The organism is Streptomyces sp. NPDC048436 (genome assembly GCF_043200355.1).
Lineage (GTDB): Bacteria > Actinomycetota > Actinomycetes > Streptomycetales > Streptomycetaceae > Streptomyces.
This window is the reverse complement of the sequence record NZ_JBICXP010000001.1, coordinates 1,271,053-1,286,490: the sequence shown is the minus strand read 5'-3', so window position 1 is coordinate 1,286,490 and position 15,438 is coordinate 1,271,053. Positions and strand designations below refer to the sequence as shown.

At 70.7% G+C, this 15,438-nt stretch carries 16 protein-coding genes and 1 riboswitch; of the genes, 12 read left to right on the top strand and 4 right to left on the bottom strand.

Features of this window, described 5'->3' with window-relative positions:
* Positions 1–44 precede the first annotated feature (44 nt).
* From ACGFX9_RS05845 to ACGFX9_RS05835, 3 genes are all read left to right on the top strand, one after another.
* On the top strand, positions 45–374 hold the full coding sequence (locus ACGFX9_RS05845; RefSeq protein ID WP_393465089.1) for a DUF3618 domain-containing protein: 330 nt from the start codon (positions 45–47) through the stop codon (positions 372–374).
* A 43-nt stretch (positions 375–417) separates the two neighbouring features.
* The gene (locus tag ACGFX9_RS05840) at positions 418–774 is read left to right on the top strand and encodes a co-chaperone GroES (protein WP_363309366.1); all 357 of its coding nucleotides are present in this window, start codon (positions 418–420) and stop codon (positions 772–774) included.
* Positions 775–835: 61 nt separating this feature from the next.
* Positions 836–897: riboswitch (guanidine-III (ykkC-III) riboswitch) on the top strand.
* A gap of 49 nt (positions 898–946) precedes the next feature.
* On the top strand, positions 947–1,267 hold the full coding sequence (locus ACGFX9_RS05835; protein ID WP_160505255.1) for a multidrug efflux SMR transporter: 321 nt from the start codon (positions 947–949) through the stop codon (positions 1,265–1,267).
* Between the two features lie 113 nt (positions 1,268–1,380).
* On the opposite strand, the gene ACGFX9_RS05830 is transcribed toward ACGFX9_RS05835, so the two are convergent.
* Positions 1,381–1,815 (bottom strand): hypothetical protein, encoded by a 435-nt coding sequence (locus ACGFX9_RS05830; protein WP_393465086.1) that lies wholly within the window; start codon positions 1,813–1,815, stop codon positions 1,381–1,383.
* 148 nt (positions 1,816–1,963) lie between these two features.
* Between ACGFX9_RS05830 and ACGFX9_RS05825 the strand changes: the two genes are divergently transcribed.
* On the top strand, positions 1,964–2,863 hold the full coding sequence (locus ACGFX9_RS05825) for an aminoglycoside phosphotransferase family protein (protein WP_393465082.1): 900 nt from the start codon (positions 1,964–1,966) through the stop codon (positions 2,861–2,863).
* On the opposite strand, the gene ACGFX9_RS05820 is transcribed toward ACGFX9_RS05825, so the two are convergent.
* On the bottom strand, positions 2,860–5,379 hold the full coding sequence (locus ACGFX9_RS05820) for a transglycosylase domain-containing protein (RefSeq protein ID WP_393465079.1): 2,520 nt from the start codon (positions 5,377–5,379) through the stop codon (positions 2,860–2,862). The two genes, ACGFX9_RS05825 and ACGFX9_RS05820, sit on opposite strands and share 4 nt — an antisense overlap.
* Positions 5,380–5,587: 208 nt before the next feature.
* On the opposite strand from ACGFX9_RS05820, the gene ACGFX9_RS05815 reads away from it, so the two are divergent.
* From ACGFX9_RS05815 to ACGFX9_RS05800, 4 genes are read left to right on the top strand one after another with little or no spacing between them, the layout of a single operon-like run.
* Entirely contained in the window at positions 5,588–6,409 is an 822-nt protein-coding gene (locus ACGFX9_RS05815; RefSeq protein ID WP_393465076.1) for an ABC transporter permease, read from the top strand.
* The gene (locus ACGFX9_RS05810; protein WP_393465074.1) at positions 6,402–7,223 is read left to right on the top strand and encodes an ABC transporter permease; all 822 of its coding nucleotides are present in this window, start codon (positions 6,402–6,404) and stop codon (positions 7,221–7,223) included. The genes ACGFX9_RS05815 and ACGFX9_RS05810 overlap by 8 nt, the downstream gene beginning before the upstream one ends.
* A gap of 6 nt (positions 7,224–7,229) precedes the next feature.
* On the top strand, positions 7,230–8,195 hold the full coding sequence (locus tag ACGFX9_RS05805) for an ATP-binding cassette domain-containing protein (RefSeq protein ID WP_393465070.1): 966 nt from the start codon (positions 7,230–7,232) through the stop codon (positions 8,193–8,195).
* 9 nt (positions 8,196–8,204) lie between these two features.
* On the top strand, positions 8,205–8,924 hold the full coding sequence (locus ACGFX9_RS05800; RefSeq protein WP_393465067.1) for a DUF1707 domain-containing protein: 720 nt from the start codon (positions 8,205–8,207) through the stop codon (positions 8,922–8,924).
* Between the two features lie 27 nt (positions 8,925–8,951).
* On the opposite strand, the gene ACGFX9_RS05795 is transcribed toward ACGFX9_RS05800, so the two are convergent.
* A complete protein-coding gene (locus tag ACGFX9_RS05795) occupies positions 8,952–10,274 on the bottom strand; it encodes an SGNH/GDSL hydrolase family protein (protein ID WP_393465064.1) in 1,323 nt (440 codons plus the stop codon).
* Positions 10,275–10,485: 211 nt separating this feature from the next.
* On the opposite strand from ACGFX9_RS05795, the gene ACGFX9_RS05790 reads away from it, so the two are divergent.
* The 3 genes from ACGFX9_RS05790 (at position 10,486) to ACGFX9_RS05780 (ending at position 13,581) form a co-directional block, all read left to right on the top strand.
* Positions 10,486–11,901: a DUF445 domain-containing protein gene (locus ACGFX9_RS05790; RefSeq protein ID WP_393465061.1), complete on the top strand. Its 1,416-nt coding sequence runs from the start codon at positions 10,486–10,488 to the stop codon at positions 11,899–11,901.
* A gap of 112 nt (positions 11,902–12,013) precedes the next feature.
* On the top strand, positions 12,014–12,982 hold the full coding sequence (locus ACGFX9_RS05785; protein ID WP_393465678.1) for a GlxA family transcriptional regulator: 969 nt from the start codon (positions 12,014–12,016) through the stop codon (positions 12,980–12,982).
* 86 nt (positions 12,983–13,068) lie between these two features.
* A complete protein-coding gene (locus tag ACGFX9_RS05780; protein WP_393465058.1) occupies positions 13,069–13,581 on the top strand; it encodes a hypothetical protein in 513 nt (170 codons plus the stop codon).
* A gap of 11 nt (positions 13,582–13,592) precedes the next feature.
* Here ACGFX9_RS05780 and ACGFX9_RS05775 read toward each other — a convergent pair whose 3' ends face one another.
* The gene (locus ACGFX9_RS05775) at positions 13,593–13,895 is read right to left on the bottom strand and encodes a hypothetical protein (RefSeq protein WP_393465055.1); all 303 of its coding nucleotides are present in this window, start codon (positions 13,893–13,895) and stop codon (positions 13,593–13,595) included.
* A gap of 171 nt (positions 13,896–14,066) precedes the next feature.
* Between ACGFX9_RS05775 and ACGFX9_RS05770 the strand changes: the two genes are divergently transcribed.
* Entirely contained in the window at positions 14,067–15,359 is a 1,293-nt protein-coding gene (locus ACGFX9_RS05770; protein ID WP_393465052.1) for an FAD-dependent oxidoreductase, read from the top strand.
* The last annotated feature ends 79 nt before the right edge of the window (positions 15,360–15,438 follow it).

Genomic DNA, 15,438 nt, shown 5'->3' with positions numbered 1-15,438 from the left:
ACAGAAGGAAACAGACAGCCGGACACGACCACGGAGGCAGCGCGGTGTCGGACACGTCGGATATCAGGACCCCGGCGCAGATCGAGGCGGACATCAAGCGCCGCCGCGAGACGCTCGCCGAGACACTCGACGAGATCGGGGTGCGGGTCCACCCGAAGACGATCGTGGGCGACGCGAAGGCCAAGGTCGTCGCGAGCGTGGACAACTCCCTCGGGCGGGCGTACGTCGGTGCCAACCGCGTCGTCTCCGATGTGAGGGCCCAGCTGGTCACGGAGGACGGGGTGCCGCGCCTGGAGCGCGTCGTGCCGGTGGCTCTGGTGGTCGTGGGCCTCGTGGGGCTGCTCGCGGTGAGCGCGCGGCGCCGCAAGGACTGACCCGGGAGCGTACGGGCGCGGCGGTGGCAGGTAGGTTCGGGGCGTGAGCGCCAAGAGCCGGGGACACAGCCCCCACGACGACAAGCTGCCCATCCGGATGCTGCACGACCGTGTGCTCGTGCGGCAGGACACCGCCGAGGGCGAGCGCAAGTCGGGCGGCGGCATCCTGATCCCCGCGACCGCCGCCGTCGGCAGGCGTCTGGCCTGGGCCGAGGTGGTGGCTGTCGGGCAGAACGTGCGGGCGGTGGAGCCGGGCGACCGGGTTCTGTACGACCCTGAGGACCGGGCCGAGGTGGAGGTGCGGGGTGTGGCGTACGTGCTGATGCGCGAGCGCGATCTGCATGCGGTGGCCGCCGACCGGTTCGAGGGGTCCGAGGATTCGACGGGGCTCTATCTGTAGCCGTCAAGGAGTGGCGAGAGGGGCTGGTGACCATGGTCACCAGCCCCTCTCGCGTGTTGTTTGCTACCTTTCAAGGACCCCGACGAGACGCGCCGTACCGGGTTTCCGCAAAGACGACGCACCCCCATTGAAGTAACGCGATCCCGCGTTTCTACGTGTCGGAGGTGCCGTCGTGGCCTGGGTTCTGTTGATCGTCGCCGGTCTGCTCGAAGTGGGCTGGTCGATCGGGATGAAGTTCACCGAGGGGTTCACGCGGCTGTGGCCGAGCGTGTTCACCGGGCTCGGGATCGTCGCCAGCATGATGCTGCTCTCGCACGCCGCCAAGACACTGCCCATCGGTACGGCGTACGGCGTGTGGGTCGGTATCGGTGCGGCCGGCGCGGCGGTGGTCGGGATGATGGTGCTCGGTGAGCCCGCCACCGCCGCCAGGATCTTCTTCGTCGTGCTGCTGCTCGTGGCCGTCGTGGGTCTGAAGGCGACCTCGGGGCACTAGGTCGGCCGCTGCCGCCCGCTGTCCCTGATCGTCACTCCAGGTCAGCGGGCGGACCGCACCCGGTTCAAGCTGGTCCTTGAGAAGATCCGAGTGCCGGCTTCGAACATGAACTCCTAAGCGACCCAGCAGTAGACGCCCTGGTCCTGGCGCCGGGCACCGCTGACGAGGCCGGCCAGATCACCCACGATCGCCGCGGCGATCTCCGTGTCGATGACCTCACCGTCCTCCGCACGCAGCTGAGCCCACGAGGCAGCGACGTCACGCAACCGGCGGGGCCCGGCGTCCGCGAGTGCAGTGGACAGGCGAGGCGAGATCGCGAAGACGACGCACCCGTCGTTGTCCTGGCCGGCGACGATGCGAGGCTCACCGGCATCGACGAGTTCCTCGAAGCTGCCGCCGGCCAGGAGGCACTCCCACTCGATCACCGCCTCTTCGGGATCGAAGTTGCCGAAGGAGAGCGACTCGCATGCCTGTCCCGGCCCAGCCTGGAGGGCCAGACCCGCTGACGTGTCGTCCGGCGCCACGAAGAACTTCACGATGATGCTCACCTGGGCATCATGCCGGACTGCCCACAGCCATGATCGGCCGGTCTCGGGGGAGGTCCGTCAGGAAAATCGGTCGACATGCGAGCGCGCGACACACTGTGATGTCTCCGACTGCCCGCCGAACGGAGCGGGCCGACCGCAGGAGCAGTTCTTGGCAACCGGGAGAACATCGGACGCCCGCCCCGCGATGGATGCCGCTCTGGTCCGGCGCCTGGTCGATACGCAGTTCCCGCAGTGGGCAGGGCTTCCTTTGCGACTGCTCGACCCCGCCGGCTCGGACCATACGATCTACCGGCTGGGCGAAGAGCTGTCCGTTCGGCTGCCCTGCCATGCCGGGGCCATCGGGCAGGCCACCAAGGAGTCCCGGTGGCTGCCCCGGCTCGCCTCGCACCTACCACTGGCCATCCCCGCCCCGGTGGGGGTGGGGGAACCCGATTTCGGCTATCCGTGGCCATGGGCGTTGTCCCGCTGGCTCGACGGTGAGGTGGCGACCGTCGAGGCACTGGGCGACTCGTACGAGACCGCCGTCGAACTGGCCGACTTCCTGACCGCGCTTCAGGGGTTCGCGCCCAAGGAGATCCCGGCCGAGGACGCCCGCGAGGGCCTGACCGTCGGAACGCTGGCCGCGCGGGACGGGGATACGCGGGCCGCCATCACTGAGTTCGGCGGCGCGTTCGACACCGCGGCCATGACTGACCTGTGGGAAGCGGCGCTCAGGGCGCCCGAATGGGATCGCCCCGCGGTCTGGTCCCACGGCGACTTCCACACCGGCAACCTGCTGACCGTCGACGGCCGCCTCAGCGCGGTCATCGACTTCGGCGAGCTCGGCGTCGGCGACCCGGCCCGCGATCTGACCATCGCCTTCACTCTCATGTCGGCCGGGTCCCGTGCCGCCTTCCGCGCCGCGCTCGACGTGGACGACGCCACCTGGGCCCGAGGCCGCGGCTGGGCCCTGGCCACCGGCCTGAACGCCCACTCCCACTACGCCGCCACCAACCCCCGCGTTGCCGCCCAGACCACCCGTCAGATCACCCAGGCCCTCATCGGCTAGTAGTACCCGGGGTATCCGGCGCCCTCGGCCTTCCGTCTGGTGGTCGCGCCGTCCGTGAGCCCGCTCACGGTGCCGCCGTCGTCGCCCGTTCCGCCGTCGACGGTGGCGCCGTCGGTCTGGCCGCCCTGGGCGGCGCCCCCGTCGGCGGTGGTGCCTCCGTCGGTCGTCGTTCCGCCGTCGGTGGTGGCACCGCCGTCCGTCTGGCCCTGCGTCTGGCCTTGGTCCTGCCCCTGCGTCTGGCCCTCGTCCTGGCCCTGGGTCTGGCCTTGGTCCTGGCCCTGCGTCTGGCCCTCGTCCTGGCCTTGCGTCTGGCCCTGGTCCTGGCCCGGAGTGCCGCCGTCATCGCCGCCGGTGACCGCGCCGCCCGTCGTCGGGTCCTCCCCGGTGTCCGAGGGGTCCGGGACCACCGGCACGTCGGCGCCCTCCTCCACCTCCAGGTCGAAGTCCCGTACGGGCTCGCCCGCGAGGGCGTCCTTGGTGAACTGGGCCCAGATCTGCGCCGGGTAGGCGCCGCCGTTGATGCGGGGCTGTCCGAGCGCCCCGTACAGCGGGGTGTGCGCGCCCGTGTCCGGGTTCTGGCCCATCACGGAGACCACCGTGGCCAGCTCGGGGGTGTAGCCCGCGAACCAGGCGGCCTTGTCCTCCTCGGCGGTGCCGGTCTTGCCCGCCGCGGGGCGGCCCGCGGCCTGCGCGGCCGTGCCGGTGCCGCCGTCGACGACGCTCTGCAGGATCGACGTGGTGGTGTCGGCGGCCTCACGGCTGACGGCCTGCGAGGTCTTCTGCTCGGGCAGTTCGACCTCCTGGCCGTCCTTGGTGACCTTGTCGACCATCGTGTACGTGCCGTGCTTGCCGTGGTTGGCGAGCGTCGCGTACGCCTCGGTCATGTCCAGGACGCTGGCCGTGGACGGGCCGAGCGCGATGGACGGTGACGCCGTCAGGTCGGGGGTGGACTCCGGGACGCCGAGGGCGACCGCGGTGTCCTTCACCTTGTCCGAGCCGACGTCCACGGCCATCTGCGCGTAGACCGAGTTGACGGACTTGTCGGTGGCCGTACTGACGGTGATGTTGCCGTAGTCGACGTCGTCCTCGTTCTCGGGGGCGTAGGTGCCGCCGTCCCAGCCCTGCACCGGGCGCTTGTTGGTGCCGTCGTAGATCGTGTTCGGGGTGATCGCGCGGCCGTCCTGGGTGACCGAGCCGTTCTGCACGGCCGAGGTGAAGACGAACGGCTTGAAGGTGGAGCCCACTTGGTAGTCGCGGCGCGTGGCGTTGTTGACGTACTGCTTCGTGTAGTCGATGCCGCCGTACATCGCGACGACCTTGCCGGTGGCCGGGTCGATGGAGGCGCCGCCCGCGCGGACGTTGCGGTCGACCTTGCGGGCGTCCTTGTCGACCTTGGACATCACCTGGTCGTCGACCGCCTCCTGGAAGGCGTCCTGCCGGTCCCTCTGGAGCGTGGTGGTGATGCGGTAGCCGCCCTTGGCGAGCATGTCCTCCTCGACGATGTCGTTGGACGTCAGATAGTCCTCGACGGCCTGTACGAGATAGCCGCGCTGCCCGGAGAGACCGGAAGCCCCCTTGGCCTCCTTGGGCGCGGGAAACTTGGTCTTGGCCCGGTCGGCCGCGCTGAGCCAGCCCTCCTTGACCATGCCGTCCAGGACGTAGTTCCAGCGGCCCACGGCACGGGACTTGTTCTCCGGGTGGGTCGCCACGTCGTACGCGTTGGGGGAGTTGAGGAGCGTCGCGAGATAGGCGCCCTGCGCGGTGGTCAGCTTCTTGACGTCCTTGCCGAAGTACGCCTGGGCCGCGGCCTGTACGCCGTACGCGTTGCGCCCGAAGTAGCTGGTGTTCAGATACCCGGCGAGGATGTCGTCCTTGCTCACCTCGCGGTCCAGCTTGATCGAGATGAAGAACTCCTTGGCCTTGCGGGTGACCGTCTGCTCCTGGCCCAGGTAGTAGTTCTTCACGAACTGCTGGGTGATCGTCGAACCCGACTGCTTGCCCTTGCCGGTGACGGTGTTGTAGGCGGCGCGGATCATGGCCTTGGGGTCGACCGCGGACTCGCCGTAGAAGTCGCGGTCCTCGGCGGCCAGCGCGGCGTGCTGGACGTCCTTGGGGATGTGGCTCAGCGGCACGCTCTCGCGGTTGACCTCGCCGTCGCGGGCGAGCTGGGTGCCGTCGGCGTAGAGGTAGACGTTGCTCTGTGCGGTGGCCGCCGCGTTGGCCGGGGGGATGTCCACGATCATGTAGCCCGCGGCGAAGCCGCCGACGCAGAGCAGGATCAGCAGGATGAAGCCGCCGAGCACCATGCGCCAGGTCGGGAAGATCCGCCGCCAGCCCTTGCGCTTGGGGCGTTTCTTCTTGCCCTTCTTGCCCGTCTTGGCCTGCGCGTCTGGCTCGGGGGCCTGCTCGGAGGTCTCGTCAGGGGATGGGGGACCTGCCGGGGTGTCCACGGGGTCGCGGGGCGCCCAGCCCTCGGGTTCTTCGCCACCCCGCTGCTGCGGCTCGTCGCTGCTCATGTCTCGTGGAACTCCCGGTTCGCGTCGTACGTCACGTACGCCTCGTACGACCCATTGCACACTGTCGCTTCCTGCGTTCCGCGCCAGGCACGCTTCATGCCCGTAAATTGCCTGGCACGGGTGCCCTGGTCAGCACTAGGCTCCGTCCCTTTGGCCCGGAACGGGCAGGGCTTTCGTCAAGGCTCTCGTCAAGCTCTCGCTAAAGGGGATGCGTGTGCGTACAGGACGGTTCCGCTTGTACGCGGCTGTCGCGCGCGGAGGGTTCAGGCGGTACGCGACCTATCGGACGGCGACCCTCGCGGGGGTGTTCACCAACACCGTCTTCGGGCTGATCCTCGCGTACACCTACATCGCGCTCTGGGACGAGCGGCCCGGGCTCGGCGGCTACGACCAGGCGCAGGCGTTGACGTACGTCTGGCTCGGCCAGGGCCTTCTCACGGTGATGGCGCTGATGGGCGGCGGCTTCGAGGGCGAGCTGATCGAGCGGATCCGCACCGGGGACATCGCCGTCGACCTCTACCGGCCCGCCGACCTCCAGGCCTGGTGGCTGGCGACCGACCTGGGCCGGGCGCTCTTCCAGCTGCTCGGGCGCGGTGTCATACCGATGGTGGTCGGCGCCCTCGTCTTCGACCTGGCGGTGCCCACCGAACCGTGGCGCTGGCCGGCGTTCCTGGTGGCCGTCCTGCTGGGCGTGGTGGTCAGCTTCGCGATCCGCTTCCTGGTGGCGCTCTCCGCGTTCTGGACGATGGACGGTGCGGGCGTGACACAGATGGCGATGCTCGCGGGCACCTTCTTCTCCGGGATGCTGCTCCCGCTGAACGTCTTCCCCGGCGCGCTCGGCGAGATCGCCCGCGCACTGCCCTGGTCGGCGCTGCTCCAGGTGCCCGTCGACGTGTTCCTGGGCAAGCACACCGGCGTCGATCTGCTGTGGACGTACGCCTTCCAGGCCGGCTGGGCGGCGGTGCTGTTCTCGGCCGGGCGGCTGTTGCAGGCCGTGGCCACCCGCCGGGTGGTGGTCCAGGGTGGCTGACCTGGCACAGGTGCGGGAGGGACTGCGCGCCTACCGGCTGATCTCCGCCATGTGGATCCGCTCCCTCATGGCCTACCGCCTCTCCTTCGCGATGACCGCGCTCGGCAACTTCGCCGTGACCGCCTTCGACTTCGCGGCGATCCTGCTGATGTTCTCCCAGGTGGACCGGCTCGGCGGCTACTCGCTGGCCGAGATCGCCTTCCTGTACGGCGCCGCGTGCACCTCCTTCGGGTTCGCGGACCTCGCCCTGGGGTCCATGGACCGGCTCGGCAAGCGGGTGCGGGACGGCACGCTCGACACCCTCCTGGTGCGGCCCGCCCCGGTCATCGCACAGGTCGCCGCCGACCGGTTCGGGCTGCACCGGCTCGGACGCCTGGCCCAGGGGGTGCTGGTCCTCGTATACGCGCTGGTGGTCCTGGACATCGCCTGGACGCCGGTGAAGGTCCTGATGATCCCGCTGATGGTGCTCTGCGGCGCGGGCATCTTCGCCGCCGTGTTCGTGGCGGGCGCGGCCTTCCAGTTCCTTGCGCAGGACGCGGCCGAGGTGCAGAACGCCTTCACGTACGGCGGCACCACGCTGCTGCAGTACCCGCCGACCGTCTTCGCCAAGGACCTGGTGCGCGGCGTGACGTTCGTCCTGCCGCTCGCCTTCGTGAACTGGCTGCCCGCCCTGTACGTCCTGGGGCGGCCCTACCCGCTCGACCTGCCGGTGTGGACGGCCTTCACGCCGCCGCTGGTGGCCGTCGCCTGCCTTGCCCTTGCCGGGGTCGCCTGGCGCGCGGGCCTTCGTTCGTACCGCAGCACAGGGAGCTGAACTGCCGTGGAAAGAGACCTCATTGAGCTGGAGGGCGTCGAGAAGGTCTTCGACGTACGCAAGAAGACCGGCTTCCTGCGGCGCGAGAAGCACGAGGTGCGGGCCGTCGACGGCATCAGCTTCACCGTGCCGCGCGGCGAGATGGTCGGCTACATCGGGCCCAACGGCGCGGGCAAGTCGACGACGATCAAGATGCTGACAGGGATTCTCACCCCCAGCGGCGGCCGACTACGCGTGGCGGGCATCGACCCCTCGCGGGAACGCACCCGCCTCGCGCGCCGCATCGGCGTGGTCTTCGGCCAGCGCACGACCCTGTGGTGGGACCTGCCGCTGATCGACTCGTACCGCCTGATGCACCGCATGTACCGGATCCCGGACGCGCGCTTCAAGGAGAACCTCGACCGCTGCGTCGAACTCCTGGAGCTGGCCGCCCTGTTGGACGTGCCGGTGCGCCAGCTCTCGCTCGGGCAGCGGATGCGCGGAGACATCGCGGCGGCGCTGCTCCATGATCCGGAGGTGCTCTACCTGGACGAGCCGACGATCGGCCTCGACGTGATCAGCAAGGCCAAAGTCCGGGAGTTCCTGCGGGACTTGAACCGGGAGTCGGGTACGACGGTCCTGCTCACCACGCACGACCTGACCGACATCGAGCAGCTCTGCAAGCGCGTGATGGTCATCGACCACGGGCGCCTGATGTACGACGGTGCGCTCGCCGGACTGCACGAGGTGGGGGAGAGCGAGCGGACCCTGATCGTCGACCTGGAGCGCGAACTGCCGCCCATCGAGGTCGAGTCGGCGCGCGTGGTGAAAGTGGAGGGGCCGCGGCAGTGGCTCGCCTTCCCGGCGGCGGATTCGGCGGCTCCGCTTGTCGCGCGGATCGCGGCGGCGTACCCGATGGTCGATCTCTCGGTCAGGGAACCCGACATCGAGGCGGTCATCGCCAAGATGTACGCGGAGAAGGCGACCTCGTAGGCTGCTCGCATGACCGACGAGCAGCCGCACCTCCCCGACCTCCGGGCCGCCGACGCCGACCGCGAGCGGGTCGCCGAACGACTCCGCGACGCGGTGGCCGAGGGCCGCCTGGACATGGAGGAGTTCGAGGAGCGCCTTGACGCGACGTACAAGGCGCGTACGTACGGCGAGTTGGAGCCGATCACGCGGGATCTGCCGAGCCACGGCGCCAAGGTGTCCATGGTGAAGGGCCCGGTGAGCGACGACCCCGCTGCCATCGACTGGGCGGCACGGATGGGCGGTGAGCCCACGTCGACGGGGGCCTTCGCCTTCTGGAGCGGGTTCAGCCGCAAGGGCGCCTGGACGATCGGGCGGCAGTTCACCGCGTTCGCGATGTGGGGCGGCGGCGAGATCGACCTGCGCGAGGCGCGGTTCGCCGACCGTGACGTCGAGATCCGCTGCTTCACCATCATGGGAGGTCTGCAGGTCATCGTGCCGCCGGAGATGAACGTCCTGGTCAAGGGCTTCGGCATCATGGGCGGCTTCGACGACAAGGCGACGGGCGAGGGCACGCCCGGCTCGCCCCGCGTGGTCGTCAACGGCTTCGCCCTGATGGGCGGCGTCGGCGTGGACCGCAAGCTCCGCAAGGCGGAGAAGCTGCGGATCAAGGAGGAGCGCCGCCGCGACCGTCTGGAGCGGGGCGATCGAGGCGAGCGAGGAGAGCGAGGCGAGCGGCACCGTCGGCGGTGAAACAGTTGCCGACGGTGGCGCCGGGGGCTACAGCTCGGCGGCCGCGGAGCCCCTGAGGTGGGAGAGGTTGAACGTCTCGGCCATCTTGCGGTAGCCCATGTCGCTGGGGTGCAGGTGGTCGCCCGAGTCGTACTGGCTCCGCAGCTTGCGGGGGTCGTACGGGTCGCGCAGGGCACGGTCGAAGTCGACGAAGTCGTCGAAGACCTTGCCGTCACGGATCTGCTCGTTCACCGCCTGGCGCACGTTCTCGAGGCCGGGCTCGTACCCGCGGTGGCCGCCGAACGGCATCAGCGTCGCGCCGACGACCCGAAGGCCGCGCGTGTGCGCCTGCCGGGTCAGTTCGCGCAGGCCCTCGACGATGCGGTCCGGGTCGTTCTGGTGCGGGTTGCGCAGGATGTCGTTGACGCCGAGCGCGATGACCACGGCCTTGACGCCCGAGCGGTCCAGGACGTCGCGGTCGAAGCGGGAGAGACCGCTCGGGTTGTCCGCGGGTGTTCCGTTGCCGTCGGAGAGGATGCGGTTGCCGCTGATGCCCTCGTTCACGACGCCGTAGCGCGGGCCGCCGGACTCCTCGCGCAGCCGGTCGGCGAGGGAGTCCGTCCAGCGGGCGTTGGCGCCCATGGTGGAGGAGATGCCGTCGGTGAGCGAGTCGCCGAAGACGACGACGCTGCCGTTCGACTCGTTGCTGAGCACGTCAACGGCCGAGAGGTAGCGCCAGGAGGTGCTCTGCTGGTTGTACGCCTCGCCGTTCGGGTCCTCCGTACGGTCGCCCTCGGCGACGTAGCTGACCTGGCGGGCGTGCGGGTGGAAGGTGACCGGGCCCGAGGGGGTCGGCGAGTACGTCGAGACCAGGAGGTCCACGTCGTGCGGCACCTGGAGCCGGACCGCGTCGCTCATCACCTGCTGGCCCGCGGGGATCACCACGGACGTGTTGCCGTTGAAGTTCAGGCGGCGCAGGGTGCCCGGCGCGGCGGCCGGGTTGTTCTCGCCGGCGGCGACGGCGATGGAGGCGTGGGTGATGCTCAGCGGCTGGCGGCCGTAGAGGTTCGACAGGGTGATGCGGGCGCTCTCGCCGCCGACGCTGGTGTGCACGACGTTGCGGATCGAGCGGCCCGCGAAGCCGTTGCGGTGCGTGTTTGGTTCGGCCGCGGCGGGGGATGCCGCCCAGGAGCCGACCCAGGTGCCCGCGGAGGCGGGCGCCGCGGAATTGCGCGGGCCGCGGGGGCCTGCGCTGATGGTGTCCTGAGATCCGTCGTCGGTGCCCGAGACACCGAGGTATATGGCGGCGGAAATCACCACTATCACCGCGAGGACCGCGGCTAGCAGGGCATAACCGTGACGCTTGGTCATGCGGGCTGTGTCTCCTCGAGCAGGGGGAGCCCGAGGCTCCGATGTGATCACCCCATGATGCGTCATGGGCCGTGAGGTGGCCGACACTGCCCCCCTCCCACTATTCAGACGCCGGGAACTTGTCGTCCGTTCCAGGAGTCGGTCAGGAAGAGGCCTACGAAGACGGGGAACAATGCGATTCAGGACGACGCGAACGGGCCAGGTGAAGTGAGTGGAGCGTACAAACGCGGAGGAATCGGCTGAAGCGGACCCCGGGCCGGAGCCCGGGCGGCCTGCCCGCGGCCTCCGCCCTCCGGGCGACGTGTCCAGTGTCACGGCCGGCGGGGCGCGGGCCGGGGGCCTGTCCGGAAGCCTGCCAGGGGGCGGCTTCACGTACAGCCCGGCGGACGAGGAGAAGCGGCGCGGCGTCCGCCGGATGAAGATCACCGCGACGGGCCTGCTCGTCTTCGTCGCCGTCGTCTACGTACTCGCCAAATGGGCCCAGAACTCCGGCGCCGGATCCTGGGCGGGCTATGTCGCCGCGGCGGCCGAGGCCGGCATGGTCGGCGCGCTCGCCGACTGGTTCGCTGTGACCGCGCTCTTCCGCCACCCACTGGGTCTGCCCATTCCGCATACGGCCATCATCCCCAACAAGAAGGACCAATTGGGTGCCTCGCTCGGCGACTTCGTAGGAGAGAATTTCCTGTCCTCCGATGTCGTACGAGGACGTCTGCGCGCGGTGGGCATCGGTAGCCGCCTCGGCACCTGGCTGGCGGAGCCCGAACATGCCGACCGGGTGACGGCCGAGCTCGCCACGGCCCTGCGCGGCGCGCTGACGGTCCTGCGCGACTCCGACGTGCAGGCGGTCGTCGGCGAGGCCATCACGCGCCGTGCGGACGCCCAGGAGATCGCGCCGGGCATCGGGAAGATGCTGGAGAAGGTCGTCGCGGACGGCGGCCACAGGCGGGTCGTCGACCTGGTCTGCGTACGCGCCCACGACTGGCTGGTCGAGCACGACGAGTCGGTCATGGACGCGGTGCAGGGCGGCGCTCCGGGCTGGACCCCGCGGTTCGTGGACAAGAAGGTCGGCGAGCGCGTCTACAAGGAGCTGATGCGCTTCCTCACCGAGATGCGGGACATGCCCGAGCACCCCGCGCGGGGCGCCGTCGACCGCTTCCTCGCCGACTTCGCCGCCGACCTCCAGTCCGACTCCGACACCCGCGAGCGCGTGGAGCGCCTGAAGCGGGAGGTCCTTGGCCGCGGTGAGGTGCAGGACCTGATCGCTTCGGCCTGGTCGGCGGTGCGCCAGATGATCGTGGCCGCGGCCGAGGACGAGCGCAGCGAACTGCGCCTGCGCGTGCGGGCGGCGCTGCTCTCGCTCGGCAGCCGGATGGCGACGGACGCGCGGCTCCAGCAGAAGGTGGACGGCTGGGTCGAGGGCGCAGCGGTGTACGTGGTCACGACGTACCGCGACGAGATCACCTCCCTCATCACGGACACGGTGGCGGGCTGGGACGCGGAGCAGACCTCGAAGAAGATCGAGGCCCACATCGGCCGTGACCTGCAGTTCATCCGGATCAACGGCACGGTGGTGGGGTCGCTGGCGGGGCTGCTGATCTATACGGTCTCGCATGCGGTGGGGGGCTGAAGGTTCTGTGGGCGAGGAGCGGCCTGGCGAGGAGCGGTCCGGGGAGCGGTCCGGGGAACGGTCGGGGGAACGGCACAAGGTCGCCGTCCTGATCCGGGACGGCGTACTCCCGATGGAGCTTGGCCTGGTCCACCAGCTCTTCGGCAACGCCCGCGACGCGTCCGGCGCCGCGCTGTACGACGTCCGCACCTGCGCCCTGACCCCCGGCAGGATCCGCACGGACGCCGACTTCCCCGTCCACGCCGAACACGGCCCCGAGGTGCTGGCGGACGCAGGGACGGTGATCATCCCGGCCTCGCACGAACAGGACGAGTCGCTGCGGCGGGGTGAGCTTCCGCCCGCGCTCGCGGAGGCCCTGGGGGCCCCTGAGGCTGTGGGGGCCCCAGGGTCCGGCTCCGGCGCCCGTATCGCCTCCATCTGCACCGGCGCCTTCGTGCTCGCGGCAGCGGGCCTCCTGGACGGCCGCAGGGCGACGACGCACTGGCTCTCGGCGGACCTCTTCGCCCGCACGTTCCCGGCCGTGACGGTGGACCCGGACGTCCTGTACGTCGACGAGGGCCGCGTCCTCACCTCCGCGGGCGAGGCGGCCGGCATCGACCTCTGCCTGCACATGATCCGCCGCGACCACGGCGCGGCGGTGGCCGCGGCCGTGGCCCGCCGCACCGTCGTACCCCCGCACCGCGAGGGCGGCCAGGCCCAGTACATCCAACGCCCGGTGCCGGAGCCCGGGTTGACGTCCACGGGCAAGGCACGCGCCTGGGCCCTGGAGCGCCTGGGCGAGCCGCTGACGCTGGCGGAGATGGCCGCGCGGGAGTCCATGAGCGTACGCACCTTCAGCCGCCGCTTCCGCGAGGAGACGGGCCTGACGCCGATGCGGTGGCTGGCCACGTGCCGGGTGGACCGGGCCCGCGAACTCCTGGAGGAGACGGACCGCACGGTCGACCGCATCGCGGCGGAGACGGGCTTCGGCACGGGAGCGTCGCTGAGGCAGCACTTCCAGGCGGGCCTCGGGGTGTCGCCGGGGGCGTACCGGATGACGTTCAGGGGGGTCAGGGGGGCGGGGCCGCGGCCCTCGGGCTGAGTACGGCTACTCAGCGGCGGATGCGGTGGGCGGCCTGAGTACGCGTACTCTGTCGGCCCCGTGACGGCGGCGGCATGGTCGTACGCATGACAGCGAAGTCGACGCACACGAGTGCTAGTGCCACTGCTACTGCTAGCGAGACCGAGACTCCGGCCGCGGCGGCCCGCGCGCCGATGGCGGCGAACCTGCTGGGCCAGCTGCCCGCACGCCCTCCGCTGGGCCGCTGGACGACCCGCGCCGCGGGCGCCGGGGTCATGGCGGCGGCGTACCTGCTCTGCCTCCCCTGGGACCTGCGCAACCGCCCCGAGACGCCGGGCGCGATCAACGAGACGTCACCGGTGACGGCGCTGGGCATAACGGGCCTGGCCGTGTCGATGCTGGTCCTGGCGGCCTACTTCGGCTTCCGGGACCGCCTCGGCTGGGCGCTCCTGATAGTGGTGGGGCCTCCGGCGACGTTGATGTACGTCTCCTTCGACAGCCATCCGGAGCCGGACGCGGCGGTGTGGCCGGTGGCGTGGGCGTTCTTCGTGCTGGTGATGGGTGCGGGAGTGCTCGCGGTGGCGGGTTTCGCGCGCTTGTTCAGGGACAGCGAGGGCTGAATCGCCGTCTGTCAGCCCCGGCGATCGACGAGGACCCAGGAGGCGAGCGCCACGCCGCCCGCGACGCCGAAGACGGCAGGCCAGGCGCCGACTTTCTTGGCGAGGGGATGAGCCCCGGCGAAGGCGGCGACGTACGCGGCGCTGAGTCCGACCGCGGTCTTGCGGCCCGCGCCCTGCTGCCACTGCCGCGCGGCGGCGGCACCCGCGGCGGCGAGGACGACGCCACCGAGGGGCCGCTTCTTGCTCCACCGGGCGACGGCGAACCCACCGACGAGCCCACTGGCGGCCACTGCCGCGGCCGGTACCTTCGCCATGCTTGCCTCGCTTCCACGACGTACGGCCTTCAACGCGCTATATGGGTTCCCGAGGCTAACGCGCCGCCCGGAAAGCCTTGCGGCGAGGGGGCCTGCCCCACGTAGGTTGGTGCGCGGGCACGCCGCGGCGCCTGGCGGCCCGAAAGCGCACCCGACGAGGGACCGATAGCAGTGAAGACCGTCAAAACCCCTGCCCGCATCCGTACCGCCCTGGTCATCGGGGGTGGAATCGCGGGCCCGGTAGCGGCGATGGCGCTGCACAAGGCGGGCATCGAGGCGACGGTCTACGAGGCGGGCGACTCCGGCGGCTCCGGCGGCTCCACGAAGCGGGAGGGGGAGGACGAGGGCCCGAGCGCCGGGATGACGATCGCCCCCAACGGCCTACAGGCACTGGAGGCGATCGACGCGGCGGACGTGGTGGACGCGATCGGAACCCCGGTGACGGCGATGGCCCTGCGCAGTTGGACGGGCAGGTCCCTGGGCCACTTGCCCGCCCCACCGCACCTCCCCGTGACGCGCTTCGTCTGGCGGGCGGACCTGCACCGGGCGCTCGACGAGGAGGCGTCACGCCGCGAAATCGCGATCCACTCCTCCAAGCGCCTCTTGGACGCGACGGACACGGGCACCGGGGTGACGGCCCGCTTCTCGGACGGCTCGCAGGCGCGGGCGGACATCTTGATCGGCGCGGACGGTTTGCGCTCGACGGTGCGCAGGCTGATCGACGCGTCGGCGCCGAAGCCGCACTACGCAGGAACACTGACGTTCACAGCAAGGGCTGTGGGGTGCCAACTCCCGTCCACGGAGGGGGTGTTGTACAGGTGCTTCGGCAAGCGGGCGTACATGGCCTACCAGATCTTCGACGACGGCTCGGCGACATGGTTCGTGAACCTCCCGCACCGCGAGCCGATGACGCCGGCGGAGGCGCAGGCGGTGGGAGCGGTGGAGTGGCTGAAGCGCCTGAGGGAGGCATTCGCCCAGGACCGCACCCCGGCCGCCGAACTCCTCGACGCGACCCCCGAGTCGGCCCTCCTCATCACGGGCCCGGCGGAGACGATGCCCCCGCTCCAGAGGTGGAGCCGAGGCCGCATGACCTTGATCGGCGACGCGGCCCACGCGACGCCGGCGACGTCGGGCCAGGGGGCATCGCTGGCCACGGAGAGCGCGGTAGAACTGGCCCGCTGCCTACGGGACTTGCCCGTGGCCGAGGCCTTCAAGGCGTACGAGTCCCTGCGCCGCCCCCGAGTGGACCGCATCCTGAAACACACAACGGCCACGGCAACGGCCACCTCCGCGGCAGCCCGCACGGCCACTCCCCGCCCGGCGGGCCCACTGAGCCGCGCCTTGCGCGACGCGGTACTCCCGGTGGCGACGAAGGTGGGCGGCGGCGCGGGGGCGGTCTGGGGGGCCTGGCAGTTCGAGCATCGGATTGAGTGGGGGGAGGGGGTGGGGGAGGCTTCGCTTTAGGGGTGGGGGCGTGGGGGCGCGGGGGGCGAGTTGCAGAAAACTTCCGGTAGCCGAGCCCCTTGGGGGCGCGGCACTGGAA